Source organism: Colwellia sp. Bg11-28 (genome assembly GCF_002836245.1).
Taxonomy (GTDB): Bacteria; Pseudomonadota; Gammaproteobacteria; order Enterobacterales; family Alteromonadaceae; genus Colwellia; species Colwellia psychrerythraea_A.
Genome location: NZ_PJBA01000001.1, coordinates 415,243 through 432,352, shown reverse-complemented (window position 1 = coordinate 432,352; position 17,110 = coordinate 415,243). Strand labels below are relative to the sequence as shown.

The following is a 17,110-nucleotide window of genomic DNA, read 5'->3' as shown; positions in this document are numbered from 1 at the left end:
CACAGTGCAAGAAATAATTGTCGATAGTGGTGATATTGAATTCCTTACCACGCCTAAAGAATATAAGCAGCAGTTGTTGTCCCTTATTGAATGCGCACGTCAGCGTATTTTCATTACTGCCTTATATCTACAAGATGATGAGGCGGGTAGAGAGATCCTCCATGCCTTATACCAAGCTAAAGCTAACTTTCCAACGATAGAGATTAACATCTTTGTTGATTTTAACCGCGGACAACGTGGCTTAATTGGCGAAAAGGCAAGCTTAGGTAACCGTGCACTTTATTTGAAATTAGCACATGAGTATCCTCACACCGTTAATATCTATGGTGTTGCTGTTAAGCGAAAAGAAGTCTTTGGGGTTTTACACCTAAAAGGCATGGTTTTCGATGAGAAGCTTTTCTATACTGGCGCAAGTATCAATGATATTTATCTACATCAAGGTGAGCGATATCGTTTAGATCGCTACTGTACTATCAATAGTGCAGTATTAGCTGATAGCTTTTGCCACTATTTATCTGATACTTTTATTGATTCAGGTCTGGCGCCACTACTTAATCAAGAATGGTTACCTGATGCGGTAGAACAAAAGAAAAATCTGATCGCATTAAAAATTCAGCTAAAAAAGTCTCACTATATTGTTGCTCAACAACAAGGTTTTAGCCAATCAAAACTCGTGAGTAATAAAGCCCTTATTACACCGCTAGTAGGTTTTGGTCGCCGTAAAAATCAGCTTAATCGAGCTACTCGTCATTTGGTGCAAAAAGCTGATGATAATATGCTGCTTTTCACGCCTTATTTTAATCTCCCTCATTCTCTTGCTAAAGATGTGATTAGAGCCCTAAAACGTGGTGTTAAAACAACTGTGGTTGTAGGCGATAAAACAGCGAATGACTTTTTTATTGGTAATGATGAAGATTTCAGTACCATAGGTATCATCCCCTACGTTTATGAGATGTTACTTAAGCGCTTTGTTAAGCGTTATCAAAATTTTATTGATCAAGGTTTATTGAATATCCATTTGTGGAAAGATAAAGATAATAGCTTTCATCTCAAAGGTTTACGCGTTGATGACCGCTATCACTTGATTACGGGCAGTAATTTAAATCCCCGTGCTTGGGCACTGGATTTAGAGAATGGCTTAGTGGTTGATGATGTCAATAAACAGCTATTACAAAAAACGGATGAAGAACTGCTCGGTATTTTAGTCAATACGAGTAAAGTTTCGCATTTCTCTGATATTGATTCAGTAGAAGACTACCCTGAAAAACCTCAAAAATTATTGAAAAAGATACGTGTTGCCCAAATAGATAGAGTGTTGAAGCGATTTTTGTAGTATCGACTTGTTGAAGCAATAATCTCCTTTATTGCTCAAAATATTGTTTAAAGGTTGATGATTAAAAGGTAGCTAGAATGATTTTTTTGCCTGCACTCTAATTTCAAAACCATTAATTTCTGGATTATCGCTTTGTGGAAACGCAAAGTCGATGTGAATGATGGGATGGTTACCGCCTGAATGTGGCGAGTGTAATCTCAAGCCAAGTCCCGCAGAGCTTAACCAGCCTTCCTCAATATTTTTGACTGTTGACTCTCCATAGGTTCGACCCGCATCGACAAAAGCCACACCAGCTAAATCAAACAGTTTAAAAAGATTTACTTCAGGGTAATATCTGATTTCAGAAGTAACTTTAATGCTATCTTGTCCGTGCTGATATTGCAGTGGAAAACCCCGTAAGCCAGTGTTTCCCCCCATAGTCACTGGTTGGTCAAGATATTGGTTTTTACTGATAACATTGGTATTACTTAAATAAAAACCCCAGTTTTTATTTAATTGATAAAAATACTCCCCGCTAAGTTTCACCAGTAAACGACTATCTCTATGTTGGTAAATATCATTAGCTAGTGCTAGATCAAGTAACAACAAAGAATTATCATGCAAGTTGAAGCCTTTTTTTACTCGCATCTTCCATAAACCCCATGCTGAGTTTTCTTTGTTACCATTGCCTATACCAAGGCTAGAGTTAAGTTGCCAACCATGGTTAAAATCTTCTATTTGGGTGATCAAGTGCACATTTGTGAGTTTTCTAAAATCTTTTTCAATATATTCAAAAGCTAGCCATGGGTAGAGTAAATCTCTGTCTTCGGGTTTCACATTAGTCAGAGGAGGATTGGATAAGTCGAGATTCTCTTCATCAGAAAGCTCGGTGAAAGTTTCTTTATCTTGTGTTATGCCAACACGATATCTTAGTAAGCGGTTCTCACTGTTAAAATTTAGCCATGCGTAGCTTGCTTCTTTAAAGCTAATATCATGGCCAAATACACTTTGGTCTAGACCATTTTGAAAAATAGTGTCGTTACGAGACTCTTCATTAAAGCCAGCATGATAGGCGGTCTTGGTATGAAAACCAGCAAATATTTTATGCAGAAATAAGCTACGTTGTTGACCATCATCATTATCAGCAAATCCCAACTTAACCGAAGTATTTTGTTTTTGAAAAAGTGGGATAGTGGCCACTAGTTTGTAACCTGAACGCTGGGCATTTCGGTATGATTCAATTTCGGTATCTATGCCTAACCCGAGTAAGTTACGCTCTTTTATACCAAAGCTATAAGTGTTTATTCCTCCCTTGCGGCCAAAGCTAAGCGTTGGCATAAGTGACCAATTATCCCAAGTGGTAATGGTAATGTTTTCTACGTATTCATCAGCGCTAACTTCTGCATCTCTAAGGTATTTTCTGCTACGTAAATGGCGTTCTAGTTCAGCCATATCAGCAAAGGTTTTTGTACATTTTTTGATAAAAAAATTAGCTTCATTTTCTAGCGTTATAATTTTTGTATCAATATGAATGGCATTGGCCCAACGATGTAAAAAAGTAAAACCTTCTTCGTTTTTATCGAAGATTGTTTGTGGTTTGAAGATTATTTTTGGCTGACTGGTATCGCACAGTACTTTTTCGTCTGAAGGCTCAATATCAGCTTGATTTAAGGATTGATTCTGGATTGAATTTCCATCTATAGCATTGGCTGATCCTGAGCTATTATCTACCTTTTCAGCTACGCGTTCGGTAGCTGATATTATGGGGCAAAAAATAATTAATAGTAAGCCGGCGACTAGCAATGAAAGTCGTCCAGCAAATACATCATCTCGCCAAGTAAGTGAGATTTTATTGTTAGATTTTGGCGATATGGCATTACATTGTTTTATTTTTTTTATGACTTTTAATAAAAACAGCATCGCGTACCTAAAATAAAGAAGTGATGAGTAATACGTTTATATATCACTCATTTAACTATAGCGTTAACAGGCAACTTCAACATTATTTATTTAGTGTTTTACTCGGTTCACAGGAGCTTTTTAGTCTCAGTGTACTCAATTTTCACTTTTATTTGTTGTTACACCAGCATGGAATCATAAATAATATCTTCTCAACGAAAGAATTAATTTCAATCACAGTATTTATGAAGATCAGCGTGAGTGTAGTAATTACATTAACAACTCGTGTGGCTTGGGTATAGAGAAAATAAACAGCTAATCGATGATAAAGGCATTTTCATCTATATCATTCTAATATTTATGAAATTTCTATAAAGTTAAGATAGTATATCTTATCAATAAAATTAATATTTACAGCACTTAAGTTCGTGCCGTAAAGCGAATAATCATAAAAAGGTTAATTATGTTCAGTGAAAAAATGATGCCACACTTTAGTGATACGGATGCTTTAGGGCATATTAATAATACTAAACCACCAGTTTGGTTTGAAGGTGGACGTGCCCCTATATTTAGGTTTTTCACTCCTGATTTAGACCCGAAAAAATGGCAACTTATCATTGCTAAAATAGAAGTCTCTTATCACGGACAGCTATTTTATGGTCAGGAAATTGAGATCAGAACATTCGTTAGCCGAATCGGCGGCGCCTCGTTTGATGTTTATCAAGAACTTTGGCAGCACGGAGAAAAATGTGTGTCGGGAACGGCAGCCATGGTAAATTTTGATTATGAGACGCAAAGCTCTAAAAAAATATCTGATGATATTCGTACTCAGCTAACAGAACACTTTATTGAGTTATAGTCTGCATAACTTTTGCTATTTGTCAGTTTATTTAGATTAATTCTCTTCTGAAAAATAAATGTAGATTGATCACTGGTATAGATATTAGCGTCACCTACTAATTCTCAGTGATAACAATTAATTAGTAGTCAATATCAATGCGGTGTTTATACGCTGTTTTTCATCTGCAATTTGGTTCGGTATTTTTAAAAGAGATTAAATTAAAATAAATCAGCTTTTAGCAAAAAATCACTCGAATTTGATCGCTGCTCACTATAGAATTACCCCCTTAAACTAAATTTCAAAGACACACTTTCTTTCTATTTAAATAGAAAAAGAAATGACGTACGTCTTAATAGCTCAATTAATAGGATATTTTCATGGCGGGTGTAAATAAAGTAATCATAGTAGGTAACTTAGGTAAAGATCCTGAGGTACGTTTTATGCCAAATGGTGGTGCAGTAGCAAATATTACTGTTGCAACGTCAGACTCATGGAAAGACAAACAAACTGGTGAGCAGAAAGACAAAACAGAATGGCATCGTGTTGTTATGTTTGGAAAACTTGCTGAAATTGCTGGTGAATACTTGAAAAAAGGTTCAAAAGTATATCTTGAAGGATCTTTGCAAACGCGTAAGTGGACCAACCAACAAGGTCAAGATCAATATACGACTGAAATCGTATTACAGGGCTTTAATGGCGTAATGCAAATGTTAGATGGAAAGTCGTCTCAAGGTCAGGGCGGTGGTTTTGCTAATCAAGGACAACAGCAAAGTGGTGGCTTCCAGCAACAAGCTCCACAGCAATCGGGTGGATTTTCTAACCAGCCAGCTCAACAAGGTGGATTTTCTAACCAAGGACAGCAAGCAAAAGCACCAGCACAACAAGGTGGCTTTGCTCCGCAACAACAAGCACCAGCACAACAAGGTGGCTTTGCTCCGCAACAGCAAGCACCAGCACAACAAGGTGGTTTTGCTCCTCAACAAGCACCAGCACAACAAGGTGGTTATCAGCAACAGCAAGCACCTAAAGTGAACCCACAAGAACCATCAATTGATTTCGATGATGATATCCCGTTTTAACAGGTTACTAAGACTAATAAAGTAACGTTTAACTAACCTCTTCACTTTATTATCAATAAGTTACATGGAAAAGTTTTCAAAATTAACTAATAAATTTGTAAACTTTTCCTGTGTTTTATTTAGGTTATTTCGCACCTAGATATTTTGTACAATATTTTTATTACCAGTATTCGTTCAAATTTCCTCCCTCTTACTTCCTCTACAATTTACTTTTTGTATGTCAAAACTAGTTTTTGCTGTTCAAAAAACAAACAATCAAACTTTTTTTATATTTATTTTTATGTTTTTTTTATATTTATTAATTGATTCATTTCATATGCTTAATAAAACACCTAATTAAATGTAGTGTAATATTAATGGATAATAATGTTTTTTAACATATTGTTTTAAAACAGAAATTTGACACTGGGCTCCTTTGGTTGATAAGCTTTTTAGCAAGTTAGATTGCTAAGTTTTACAGAGGGATATATGTCAGTAAAAATAAAAAGCTTCATCATGGAAGGTGGGGAAAGAGCTAGTTTATTAATTAACAATACAAGTGGGTTGCCAGTTATTCACGAAAACTTGTATGCAATGATACACCTTAGAAATCAAAATAGATCAATATCAACTATTAGGGCATGCCTTAGAGATCTTGTTTTTTTTAGAGATGTTTGCGCTTTGCGAAAATTAGATTTGGACAAGATTTTTAAGCTAGGTAATACTTTGAGTTACGATGAAATCTTAAGCATTGTAGATTTATGTAAGCGTAAAAAATCATATGTTTTAAATGGGGCACTAGAAGCTAAGCCTACAAATATCGTTTTAATTAATCCCAAGAGAAAAGAAAGATCCCGTCACTCCATTCGTATTGACTTAGACTCGGTTGAAAAGGGAACATTTTATAATCGAATATCTAATATTATTTCTTATTGTGAATGGCTTGCAACGTATTTGATGCCTGATGATGATAAGAATAAAAAATCAGAGATGATTACTCTATTAAAGCAATTTCGACCATCAGATAGGTTTGCTGAATCCAATAATGAATTTAAATCATTAACTGAATGTGAGTTCAATAAAATCTTAGAGGTTGTGCAATTTAACTCAAAGAAAAACCCTTGGAAATCTGAGAGTGTTCGTTTTCGCAATATGATGATTTTCGATTTATTAGCACGAGATGGTATCAGAAGGTCTGAGCTACTAAATATTACAATGGATAATATAGACTTTACAAATGGGCATCTACGTATTAGACGAAATGCGAATGCTTCAAATGATCCAAGAGTTTCTCAGCCTTTAGTTAAAACTCTTGGAAGGAATATATGTCAGTCTGAAAACAGCTTGAAGATGATAGAAGATTATATCATCTATCATCGTCCCCAAAGAACAAAAACACCGTATTTGATCGTTAGTCACGGTAGAGGAAAAAACAATGGTTTCCCTCTTTCTTTAAGAACTTTAAATAGTATTTTTGAGGATATTAGTAATGTGGTCGGATTTAAAGTTTCACCGCATATGCTAAGGCACACATGGAATGATGATTTTTCTAGTAATTCGGAACCTCTTTTAGAGTCAGGGGAAATGACAGAAAAAGAAGTTGAAGATGCCAGAAGTTACCATATGGGGTGGAAGGAAGGTTCTGGAACGGCACGCATTTATACTAAGAGATATAACGAAAAGAAAGCAATGAAGCTTGCTCTTGATATGCAGAAGAAGAACCTTAAAAAGACGAATCAAATCAAACTTAGTGAAGGTATAGAGGAGAAATTACATGTCTGTTAAAAATGAAAAAAAACTTCTCGATTCACTGATTGAGGAAAATGTGTCAGTAATGGGATATGAGTTTGACTCAAACAGTGACCGTTGGAAACTTGATAGGAATACTTGTGTAAATACTTCCTTCTTGTCTGAGTTTAATAGCGACTTACGTGAAGATATGAGAAATACATTGAAATATTTTGCAGAAAGTTTGTCTGCTTCCTACACGAACCGTCTTTGTTTCTCGATTAGAAAATTTGTAAAACTTACTGGTGAAAGTTCGTTTAGTGAATTGGCATTATTGACGTTTAAATCACTCATGGGTAAAAAAGGAGAGCCTGACCTGGCTACTTTGAGAACATTCCTTCGACAATTGAAAGGTCTGGGGTTTAAATCTATTGATAACTCAAGTCATAAGCTTATGGATGCATGGCGTTTGGATGGTACAAATAAAGGTGTTCCTGTTTTGTCACTTTGCCCGGAAACAGGCCCTTTTTCTGATGTAGAGTTTGAAACAATTTTATTAAAATCAGATCAGAAATATGCTTCAAGAGGACTTACAATTGAAGAATATAATTTAATTCAACTATTTACTGCTACGGGACGTCGTCCTATTCAATTATCAAATTTAAAGTTATGCGACCTGTTTCTTGATGATAGTGCTATAGGGAAATTAATTTATATTATAAATATTCCTAGGGCTAAAGTTCGTGGTGGTAATTTTAGGTTAGCATTTACAAAATTTGCTCTAATTGAAGAGATTGGACAAATTATCAGTCTACAAATTGAGAGTGTAAAAGAGAAGTCTGAAAAATTATTAGGTCGACCTTTACGCATTATTGAAGAAAAAAGCTTACCTTTATTTCCCGACTACTCCGCAGTTCGTCAATTAAAAAACATGAGTTTTGGAGAAATTGATGCTTTATTAGAGCGTGATGTACTGCATATAAAAACCCTGAATTTATCAATAAATACAACAAGAGCAATTCAAAAGTTAGGTATTGTATCTGAACGAACTGGTTCAGCGTTACGGGCTAACCCATATAGATTTCGCTACACCTTAGGTACACGAGCGGCTAGAGCAAACTCAGGTGTTTTGACGATAGCAACACTGCTTGATCATAGTGATACTCAGAGTGCAGGAATATACGTTCAAAACCATCCTGATCATGCAGAAAAAATATCTAGCATAATGAATGAGCCAATGCTGAAGTACGCCCAAGCATTTCAAGGGAAATTAGTATCTTCTGAAACAGAAGCAAAGGAAGGCTTTCCTGATGCTACTAAAGTTAGAACAGAAGACTTTGATTCAACGGTTGGTTCATGTGGCGCAAGTGCATGTTCAAGCTGTCAGCCAACTGCTTGCTACACTTGCCCTAAATTTATGCCATGGAAAGATGCTCCTCACTCAAGTGTGTTAGCAACCCTTATTGATGAGAGAGAAAAAATAAGAGTTGAAACTGAAGATCTAGCAGTTGCAGCTGTAAATGACTTGGCAATTATTGCTGTTGGCCAAGTTATTAAACAGTGTGCCGAGAATCATACGAGAAATATACAGTAAATGGATAAAGTTATTTATATGAAAGGAGTTCATAAATGAAAAAGTTGATTGTTTTCCAGTCGAAGCAGGAGCTTTCGGCAATCCAGAATTTAAAAGAGTTTATCTCTTTTAGTCAGAAACTACCGTGCCTCAATCCTGACGTTGAATATGATTCAGCATACTGGCCGAAAGTATGTAATTTTACCAAGTTAGGCGTATCTTCAAGAGATAGAAAAAAAGATAACTGCTTAGATCGTTCTATTATGCCATTTGCAAAGGCTTATATAACTTATAAGCAAACCTTGCAGAGAGCAAAAAATGTAAATGAAATAAAGGCTATACGGGCGATCGAGGTTGCTATGCTTCAAAATAATACAGTAGTTGATATAACACAGCTAAATGGTGCTGTATTTGATAATGCAGCTCAAGTATTGCAGGAGAACTATAGTCCAGGAGCCTCATATCACGGGGGCTCCCAACTGCAAAAGCTTCAAGAATTCCTCGTCGAGCATAAATTGATAAAAACATTTACTTGGAAAAACCCAATTAATAGAGCTCCCGATTTAATTGAAAAGGTGGGGAAAAGTGCTGCAAAGGTAAGAGAAGCAAAACTTCCTGATGAAAGGGCGTTACTCTCTCTTGCTGAAACTTTTTCGCTTGGAGGTACTAATCTATCAGATAAAGACAAGTTTACGACATCATCGATAAGTATATTATTTAGTGCCCCTGCGCGTGGTAGTGAGCTTTTTTACCTACAGGCTGAATGTATTCATAAAGATATTGATTCTAAAGGCAATAATTGCACGGGAATTAAATGGTTTTCAGGTAAAGGGTTTGGCTATGAAGTTGAGTGGATCCCTGAAGTTATGGTTCCTGTTGCTCTCAAAGCTATTAAAAGATTGAAAGAAATAACTAAATCCTCTCGCCAATGGGCTAAACAACTGGAAGAGTTGAAAGGGTATTATGAAAAAGGATTGAAGGCTTCCTTCCCTAGGCATTTTTGTTGTCCTAAGGTAGCAGACGACGTTAAATTAACTAATATTGAAGCAGCTCAAGCTCTTGGATATAGTCAAATAAAAGGAAGTTATAAGTTTAAAGGCAATGCTAATGGCTACCTAAAGAGAAGAGGGCTAAAAACTCAATGTTATTTATATTGCTTGACTGATCTTATTCCTGCTTTATTAGATATGTTACCCAAAGATTTTCCTTATGTGGATTACCGCAATGGAAACGGAATAAAAGTAAAATGGTCAGAGGCACTCTTTTGTTTTTTTAAGTACCAGTTGAACAATCAACGAAATACTAGCCCTGCTGAATTGTGGATGCCAGATATCAATATCCTTAATGAAGACTTAGCACCAACAAAAAAGAAGAAGAAGTTATCTGATGAAATGGCTAACGTTCAAAGTATCTTTCAGCGGTATGATTACCCTGACGACATACTGCTCAAGTCCCATCAGTTGAGACACTTATTAAGTACTATTGCTAATGTAAATGGTATGTCTGAGAGTGTATTGACTAAGTGGGCAGGAAGAGCTGACGCCAAACACAACAGAGTTTATAACCATACTCCAGCTGAAAAATACAAAACAGATATAGCTTTGATAATGAATACTGGTTCAAGCGCTCAAAATGAATTGGTACGCACTTATGAAGTTGTAGAGCCTGAGTCAATTTACGAAATGAATACGAATTCACGGCAAACCTTCAATATAACTAAGTATGGTGTATGTCTGCAGAGTTTGGCTTTAACCCCATGCAAAAAAACTAGAGATTGCTTAAATTGCGAAGAACAAGTTTGTTTTAAAGGGGATAAAGTTAAGCTAGATAATTTGAAAGATAGATTAGCTTTAGAATTACATGCTTGGGAAAAGATGCAAAGAGTAATATCAGAGGGGGAGATAGTACACTTGGAGCAAATTGAAAAGAAAAAGTTGTCAATTGAAAGGTGTAAACAACTTATTAGCTTGCTACAAAGTGACAAGATTTCAGACGGTTCTCCTATAAAGTTAACAATTAAATCAACAAGTCGTTTAGATAATGAGTTAACTAAAAATAACCGAAAAATTATTCCTGATGTTTTAAAGATGAAAGCTAAGAGGCTAGTAAACCAGAAGCCTAAAGGGTTGAATAAATTACAATCGTTAATGAACAAAAACTTTGGTAAGGAGAACTAATGGCACATCATTTAACAGATCTAGAGATTGAAAGTATCGTCAAGGTTATAGAAAATTGGCCAGATAGTAGGAAATTAACTTATGAAAACTTAAAGAGCCATCTGACTGATACACTAGGTTTAATATCAACGAGGCAAACGCTACAAAAGTTTAGAAGAATAAAAGAGGCGATGAAAGCTAGGAAAAATAAATCTAGTGATATTGAGCCCCTAGTGATTCCAGCGTCGCTTTCTATAGCAGCAAAAAAGATTAAGCGTATTGAATTAGAAAATGAAAGGCTAGACAGAGAGAATAACAATTTACTCTCTCAGTTTATGGTCTGGCAGTACAACGCTTCGAAACACGGAGTTAACATGCGCATGCTTAATATGCCTCTGCCTATAAAAAGGGGGTAGACGGTTTTGATAATGCTTAAGCTATTATGGTTAGGAAATTTTTTATTGGGGCTCAAAAAAAGCCCTGATTTCTGTGTATGGGGATTTGTTTAATGTTTTTTGGTTGTGATCACAATTCCAATAAAGTGATAATCCTCATCTCCTTGTAGACCCTGTTCTTGGATATGAGGGTCATCAGGACAGGGTGAAGCCCCTCTACGAATTGTCATAACATCAATGTCATGAGACAAAGTGTTTAGACTAGAATTCTCGTTTATATAACCCTGATAGCGTTTCCTCACTTTCTCGATATTTTTATTCTCTTTGTCATCATCCCACACACTCTTATAGCTGTGAAGCGCAATGAATGCTGTAAAAGGAAGAGTGGAAGTTCCTGTTGGGGAGGTTAGTTCAAAATATTCGGAGTTCCTTTCGAGATCTTCAATAATTAGCTCCTTACTAGGATTAAACCCTTTAACCTCTATTGCACAAAGCGGACTGTCTAAACCATTCGAAGTCGTATAAACGGCGATATCAATATTTCCAGACCTCTTAGAGTTGTTTTCAGTGCGAATGACACTTTTATAGCCAAGAAAGTTATCGGCTTTTTTTCTTCCAAATAATGGCGTACAGGCCGATGCGAATTTTTTCGTATTATTTTCTAGGCGTATTTTATATGGCTCACCAAAATAATGATTTAGCTCTTTGATTGCTTTAGCTGCATTTACGGTTAGAAGATATTCAGCTTCTATTAGCTGAGTCTCATCATCAGAGAAGTAAAACGCATCATCACAAGATGTTTTTAATGCTTCTTTCAATTTGTTTATGATATCGGATTCAGTACTCATATATCTCCATACTAAAAATTGATTGACGGCTAAGGGGGTATTATGAATATGTTTCAGTAATACCTGAACAATACTTATTATTAAATCCTTATAATATAAAATGACTAGGTGTCATAAAAAAATTATTTATGTAAGTGCCTAAATACTGCTAGTTAACATTGCTTCAGGTGGTTAATGCTAACCTAACTTGGTTGATCTGTATTACTTATACAAATTAATAACCATTAACAATTTATTAAAAAGTATATGGAAAAAATTGGGACTAGTGCTCTTCGAGCGCAGAATGATCCTTACACTTAACTAAATTAAATATAGGTTAAATCGTCCGTTCAAAAAATCATTTTCTGTCACCAAGAACTAAATTTATTAGCAGGGTCTTTAAAATCGAATTAATTTTTGACCACTAAGCATACGTTCTTAGGTATTGACAAAACTCGAGCACTTTACATGAGTCAGGCACCATGGCATTTTTTATATTTAAGACCAGAACTACAAGGGCAAGGCTCATTTCTTCCTACAGAGCCAAACGACTTCTTGGCAGCAAGCTTCAACGCGTTATAAGAGAGATAGGCAATGTAATTTGATTGGTTTTCAACTTCTTGACGTTGCTCGCCGGTTAATCCCTCAAAATATGGATCCAAGCGGCGCATTTCAGCAGCAGCGTCCTCATGGTGCCCGCCAAGTGCTAAGATGACAGCATAATGGCTTCTGACCTGAACCAGTTTTCCCACCAATCCAGCCGCATTCACAACAGGCAAAACATGCTGCTCCATGACCTCTCGGGCACCTTCAAAGTCTTTCATGTCGATAAATTGATCAACTAAGTCCTGGCCAACTCGCACCATAGAATTTCCTGCACCAACCATATTGTAAAACTTTATCGAATGAATACGGGCGAACGGCGTTGGCTTACCCCACGCTTCGCGATTTGTAGCGTACAAATCTAGAGCATCCGCAAGATGTTTGAGATATTCCTGAACATTTTCTGGTCGATTGATAATTGTCCATAGCACATCCGAATTTTTACCCATCACGTCTTGAGAACGGATGCCGAGCAAGTCGTAATATCCTTCGATTACTTTCAAACACAGTAAATCTGCTTTATTGTATTTCTTTAACTTCCAAAGAGCGATGGCATGATTATAATCAAAAATTCGTTCATGCTCAGCATTGGGAAACTTAGTACTGACTTGTTCTACAAGTCGTTTAACCTCGTGCGCGTCACCATTTCCTGCTGAGAATAATATCCGCTTCATTGCATACGCGGTTTGTTCTCTATAACCAAACTCATGCTCAGCAAGAAGAACTTCCATGGCTTCAAATCGCTGGGTGATATTTTCAGTATGGCCCTCCTTTATTTCAGAGAATACTATCCCATCCAATGCCCAAAATTTATCAATAGGTTCCAACGTATCTGTAATCAATGCACGCTCCAGACTTGACAGAATGTCGACGTTGATACCCATTTCATAAAACAGCTCATCACCTGAAAGGTCAATGAGTGTCATGATATCATTTAGCTTGATATAAATTTGGGTCAGCAGTGCAAATCTAGATGTATCGCGATTTTGGTGAAGGCTCACGACCAGCATTTCTTTCAACGCCTTCAGTGCGTTATTTTCTAGCACCGGGTCCATAAGCTCTAAATGTTGCAGTCCCAGTACCCTGACTGCATCATGTACCTTCAGCGTCTGATTCCCGAAAACCTCGACGGTTCCGGTGGCTCGCATCTTTTTAATGATTGCAGCAGCACGTCTTGTGGTTATTTTTAATGAATCGACAAGAAGCTCCGAAACTTCATCACGACTCAACCCCACATCAGCCAAACTAAATAATGCCAGTGAATCTTGAACTAGCTTGTCGAATCCCTGATAAACACGAGACAGGATGACTTCCTGTGCCGTCTCTACGCTATTTTCCTGTTGCTGAAGTTCAGCACACAGTTTATCGACATTCCCTTTGTATTCTGTGACCGCGATCTTCGCTGCGCTCTGAACATACAATGGCAGTCCACCAGTATAAACCCGAAGTTGCTCATAGCCCTGAGCCGTGGAAAATCCACCGAGCTCGTCTACGGCTTCGGCAACAGTATCAATATCCCATCCCAGAAGTGTTTGACGCTGAAGCCCCGTAATAGCCTCCAGCTCTCTAACGTTTTCATGGGGCTGACACAGCAGAACAAAGCTAATATTTTTGGTTGCATTCAGAACATCACGTAGATTTTCTACAGGAATACGATGAGCGTTATCTAAAACCAGCAGCAGAGTGAGCCCTTGCTGTTCTACGAATGTGTCGAACGTTTTCAGAGCCTCGTAACCACTAGCGCCAGGTAGTAGAATTTTTCGCAAACCATCTCGATTCGTTGTTGCAAATTTTGCTGCCAATTCACGAACCAGCGTGCTTGCTAAGGCAGGTCCAGGAAGGTCACCAGTGTCATAGTAGGCACATAATTGCGTGCTGTGCAGCGCTGCTTGAGCTGCCCACGCGGTTTTACCTGCGCCAGATAAACCGCAAAGAATACGTACACGATCATCAGATGTCAGAGAAGGTTCCTGCTTTTGTGGTCTGTAATACGCTGGAGGCGTGGGGAAGTCTTGTAACTGAACAATTAGTTGCTCAAATAGGTCTGGTAGGTCTTTGATGTGAAATGAATGTTGTTTGTCAGCGGTGCTACCAGTGGCCGCAAGTTGTGCCAACCCGGCCAACTTCCATATCAGGGAGTCCGGGGACAACAATGAAAAGTTCAGCTCCTCCGCTTGGGCGATACACCACGCCGCTGCATCAGTAAGCGACTCCCATGCGGGTGGGAGCGCAGGGGAGGTTTTAGTAGTTGACTGAGGGCAAACGAAAAGAACATCAGCAGGGAGTTTATTATTGTCGATAGTCTTTTGGAGCATAACGCTCGGCGACTGGTTCGCAACGAAAACAAAGGAGGCATTTCCTTTACGCCTCCCTTCAGCATGCTCTTTTCGTAGGTCGTCAAAACGCTCTAGGGCGCCTGAAATCTCGCTGGGTATTATTGGCTTTGAACGAGTTTTAACCTGTACATAAATTCGCTCCTGCTCGGTAATAAGTTCTATATCCTCATCAAGCTCAACCATTACTATATCGATATTTGCCTTTTGCGCCAACAACAAGCAGCCTACCGTATACAGATGCTGATATAAGAATCCTCGATGTACTGACTCGATACGTACCAGTTGAGCTGCATCCAAGACTTCTGGAACTTTTTTGTCATCGCTTCCTTGCATATTTTGTTCTCACATAATTAGAAATTGGTAAGTGGAAAATTCAAAATGACATTCCAACTAATGTAGCCGCTAGCCTAATAAATACAACATCTGCGGATGAATAACGTACTGCTCAAAAATTGTTTATAGTGAATGACTTAACACCAAATCACTTATCAGCTAGTTCTTTAAAGTCGAACATTAGTTGCTTATACCTCAAGTGCTCACCTTTGTGCATGAAAGGTATTATTCCAACGGTTAGGATTTACACCATTCAAGGTTAATTAGAGTCATAGTCAAAGCTATGCCCATTCAAAATATTTGTAGGGACTTTTGGGTACCATTTATTTCCTCGTCCTTGTTCCGATATTAGGTGTAAATGCTTTCTAGCCCTTGAACCAATGACATAAATTAATTTATTAGCACTACCGTAGCTCTTGTCATTAAAGTGAGGAACTATATCTTCTAAAAGGCCATAGGCTATGACTACGTCATACTCTCCGCCTTTTACTCCATGTATAGTTGAGACAGTAATACCACTTTTACTTTTAAATACATTACGAAAATCCGTAATCGTCCCAGCATATATGCTGTTTTCTTTTTTGATCATTTTGATGCGTTTATTTGAGCTTTCAAAGAAAGTATTATAATGCTCATTTAGCGTGGGGGAGAGTGTGAAATCGATCCCTAGTTGATTGAATAACTCATTAAATATTAAATCTAAATGGTTTAAACCATCCTGTTCATCAAACTTAATTGAATTGATTAGACGTAATAATGATTTTTTTGTTATCTCTGAAATATCAATACCCGCATCGTTAAGGTAATTAATTATTTCAGATGACCACCTCAATCTGCGAACAAAAAGGCTTGGAGAAGGTTCAGTTAATATTATTTTAGTTAATTTATACCAAAAATTGTCCTCATCTCTTGCAAAAGGAGTCAGTCCTGGACCATTAAAGCTGTATTGAGGTAACTGTGAGCTTAAACTACGAGTCATGCATGCTAAGTGAATCCACCATGGTGCAATGATGCAAATTTCATTTTCTGGGATTCCTAGTGTTTCGATACTATTTCTAATTATAACTGCTAAATTTTCTGCCAATTCATCCTTATGCGATAATCGGTCATAAGAAATTAGACTTGGAAAATTCTCTAACTTCCCAGCAGCGACAATCCCAGAGGCATGCACTTTGTAATAACTAAAGTGCTTAATAATTCGAGCTGAGCTGCGATAGTTTTTTGTTAACTCTTTTTCTTTAATGGTAATGTTAGTAATAGCTCTCAGTTCACCTATAGAAATAGCATAACCACCAAGTGAACCATATATTGCTTGATTAGGATCTCCTACAATAAAGGCTTTAACCTTACCCTTGCCAGCTTTAAGTATTTCACCAAAAATTACATACTGAATTTCTTTTGTATCTTGATATTCATCTACTAATACATATGAAAATAATCCACTCAAAGCTTTACTAATCGTAGGTTGTTGTGAAATAAGCTCATATGCAAAAAACAATATTTGCTCAAAATCAATCTGATTATTGGAAATTAAGCTCGCATGGTATTGAGAGATAACTTCGGTAACTTGACCAATTATGCCAGCATCGCAAGAGTAACTAATACCTGAAGATGTATAATGATATCCACCACAGTCGTGATAACTTACTTTAGGGTTAATATACTTCTGACAATAAGGAGTAATTAATTCCTCTGTATCAAAAGAATTAATTACTCTAAAGCCGTATTTTAAAGAATCGTGATAAGATCGGTATGGTTTTAAAATCCATTCTAAGCAAAAAGAATGAATAGTTCCAATCCAGAGCTGAGATATATCGACACCTAAATTCTCAATTCGTTCCTTTATTTCATCTGCTGCACGGTGCGTATAAGTTATAGCTACAATCCACTTCTTTGTGCCTTCTAAACTTGATAATTCCTTTGCAATTTTGTACGTTAAAGTCCTGGTTTTTCCGCTCCCAGGGCAAGCAATCAAAAATACACTTTCCGGCTCATTTATAGCACCAACTTGTTCATCATTTAAATCATCTTTATCCCAAACAAACATAA

At 37.0% G+C, this 17,110-nt stretch carries 11 protein-coding genes; 7 read left to right on the top strand and 4 right to left on the bottom strand.

Features of this window, described 5'->3' with window-relative positions; genetic code table 11:
• Positions 1-4: 4 nt before the first annotated feature.
• Positions 5-1,333 (top strand): CDP-diacylglycerol--serine O-phosphatidyltransferase, encoded by a 1,329-nt coding sequence (gene pssA, locus CXF79_RS01770; RefSeq protein ID WP_101153665.1) that lies wholly within the window; start codon positions 5-7, stop codon positions 1,331-1,333.
• Positions 1,334-1,405: 72 nt separating this feature from the next.
• On the opposite strand, the gene CXF79_RS01765 is transcribed toward pssA, so the two are convergent.
• Positions 1,406-3,232, bottom strand: coding sequence for a hypothetical protein (locus CXF79_RS01765; protein ID WP_101153664.1), 1,827 nt, complete (start codon positions 3,230-3,232; stop codon positions 1,406-1,408).
• Positions 3,233-3,674: 442 nt separating this feature from the next.
• On the opposite strand from CXF79_RS01765, the gene CXF79_RS01760 reads away from it, so the two are divergent.
• From CXF79_RS01760 to CXF79_RS01735, 6 genes are all read left to right on the top strand, one after another.
• The gene (locus CXF79_RS01760) at positions 3,675-4,070 is read left to right on the top strand and encodes an acyl-CoA thioesterase (RefSeq protein WP_101153663.1); all 396 of its coding nucleotides are present in this window, start codon (positions 3,675-3,677) and stop codon (positions 4,068-4,070) included.
• 359 nt (positions 4,071-4,429) lie between these two features.
• Entirely contained in the window at positions 4,430-5,131 is a 702-nt protein-coding gene (gene ssb / locus CXF79_RS01755) for a single-stranded DNA-binding protein (protein WP_011041773.1), read from the top strand.
• A gap of 468 nt (positions 5,132-5,599) precedes the next feature.
• Entirely contained in the window at positions 5,600-6,895 is a 1,296-nt protein-coding gene (locus CXF79_RS01750; RefSeq protein WP_101153662.1) for a site-specific integrase, read from the top strand.
• Positions 6,885-8,432 carry a site-specific integrase gene (locus CXF79_RS01745; protein WP_101153661.1) on the top strand — a complete coding sequence of 516 codons (1,548 nt, stop codon included), beginning with the start codon at positions 6,885-6,887 and terminating at the stop codon, positions 8,430-8,432. Before CXF79_RS01750 ends, CXF79_RS01745 begins: the two co-directional genes overlap by 11 nt.
• A 35-nt stretch (positions 8,433-8,467) precedes the next feature.
• Positions 8,468-10,588: a hypothetical protein gene (locus tag CXF79_RS01740; protein WP_101153660.1), complete on the top strand. Its 2,121-nt coding sequence runs from the start codon at positions 8,468-8,470 to the stop codon at positions 10,586-10,588.
• Positions 10,588-10,983, top strand: a complete 396-nt coding sequence (locus tag CXF79_RS01735) for a hypothetical protein (RefSeq protein ID WP_101153659.1) — start codon at positions 10,588-10,590, stop codon at positions 10,981-10,983. Before CXF79_RS01740 ends, CXF79_RS01735 begins: the two co-directional genes overlap by 1 nt.
• A gap of 89 nt (positions 10,984-11,072) precedes the next feature.
• Here the strand turns inward: CXF79_RS01735 and CXF79_RS01730 are convergent, their stop codons facing one another.
• The 3 genes from CXF79_RS01730 to CXF79_RS01720 all read right to left on the bottom strand — a co-directional run bounded on the left by CXF79_RS01730 (position 11,073) and on the right by CXF79_RS01720 (position 17,108).
• The gene (locus CXF79_RS01730) at positions 11,073-11,810 is read right to left on the bottom strand and encodes a hypothetical protein (RefSeq protein WP_101153658.1); all 738 of its coding nucleotides are present in this window, start codon (positions 11,808-11,810) and stop codon (positions 11,073-11,075) included.
• Positions 11,811-12,262: 452 nt separating this feature from the next.
• Positions 12,263-15,061, bottom strand: a complete 2,799-nt coding sequence (locus CXF79_RS01725) for an SEC-C metal-binding domain-containing protein (RefSeq protein ID WP_101153657.1) — start codon at positions 15,059-15,061, stop codon at positions 12,263-12,265.
• 259 nt (positions 15,062-15,320) lie between these two features.
• The gene (locus CXF79_RS01720) at positions 15,321-17,108 is read right to left on the bottom strand and encodes a UvrD-helicase domain-containing protein (protein ID WP_101153656.1); all 1,788 of its coding nucleotides are present in this window, start codon (positions 17,106-17,108) and stop codon (positions 15,321-15,323) included.
• Positions 17,109-17,110 lie beyond the last annotated feature (2 nt).

Excerpts from the sequence above, each read along its gene's own strand:
- CXF79_RS01760 (WP_101153663.1), top strand. The coding sequence starts at position 3,675 with ATGTTCAGTGAAAAAATGATGCCACACTTTAGTGATACGGATGCTTTA.
- CXF79_RS01720 (WP_101153656.1), bottom strand. The coding sequence starts at position 17,108 with ATGTTTGTTTGGGATAAAGATGATTTAAATGATGAACAAGTTGGTGCT.
- ssb (WP_011041773.1), top strand. The coding sequence starts at position 4,430 with ATGGCGGGTGTAAATAAAGTAATCATAGTAGGTAACTTAGGTAAAGAT.
- CXF79_RS01745 (WP_101153661.1), top strand. The coding sequence starts at position 6,885 with ATGTCTGTTAAAAATGAAAAAAAACTTCTCGATTCACTGATTGAGGAA.
- CXF79_RS01730 (WP_101153658.1), bottom strand. The coding sequence starts at position 11,810 with ATGAGTACTGAATCCGATATCATAAACAAATTGAAAGAAGCATTAAAA.
- CXF79_RS01735 (WP_101153659.1), top strand. The coding sequence starts at position 10,588 with ATGGCACATCATTTAACAGATCTAGAGATTGAAAGTATCGTCAAGGTT.
- CXF79_RS01765 (WP_101153664.1), bottom strand. The coding sequence starts at position 3,232 with ATGCTGTTTTTATTAAAAGTCATAAAAAAAATAAAACAATGTAATGCC.
- CXF79_RS01725 (WP_101153657.1), bottom strand. The coding sequence starts at position 15,061 with ATGCAAGGAAGCGATGACAAAAAAGTTCCAGAAGTCTTGGATGCAGCT.
- CXF79_RS01750 (WP_101153662.1), top strand. The coding sequence starts at position 5,600 with ATGTCAGTAAAAATAAAAAGCTTCATCATGGAAGGTGGGGAAAGAGCT.
- CXF79_RS01740 (WP_101153660.1), top strand. The coding sequence starts at position 8,468 with ATGAAAAAGTTGATTGTTTTCCAGTCGAAGCAGGAGCTTTCGGCAATC.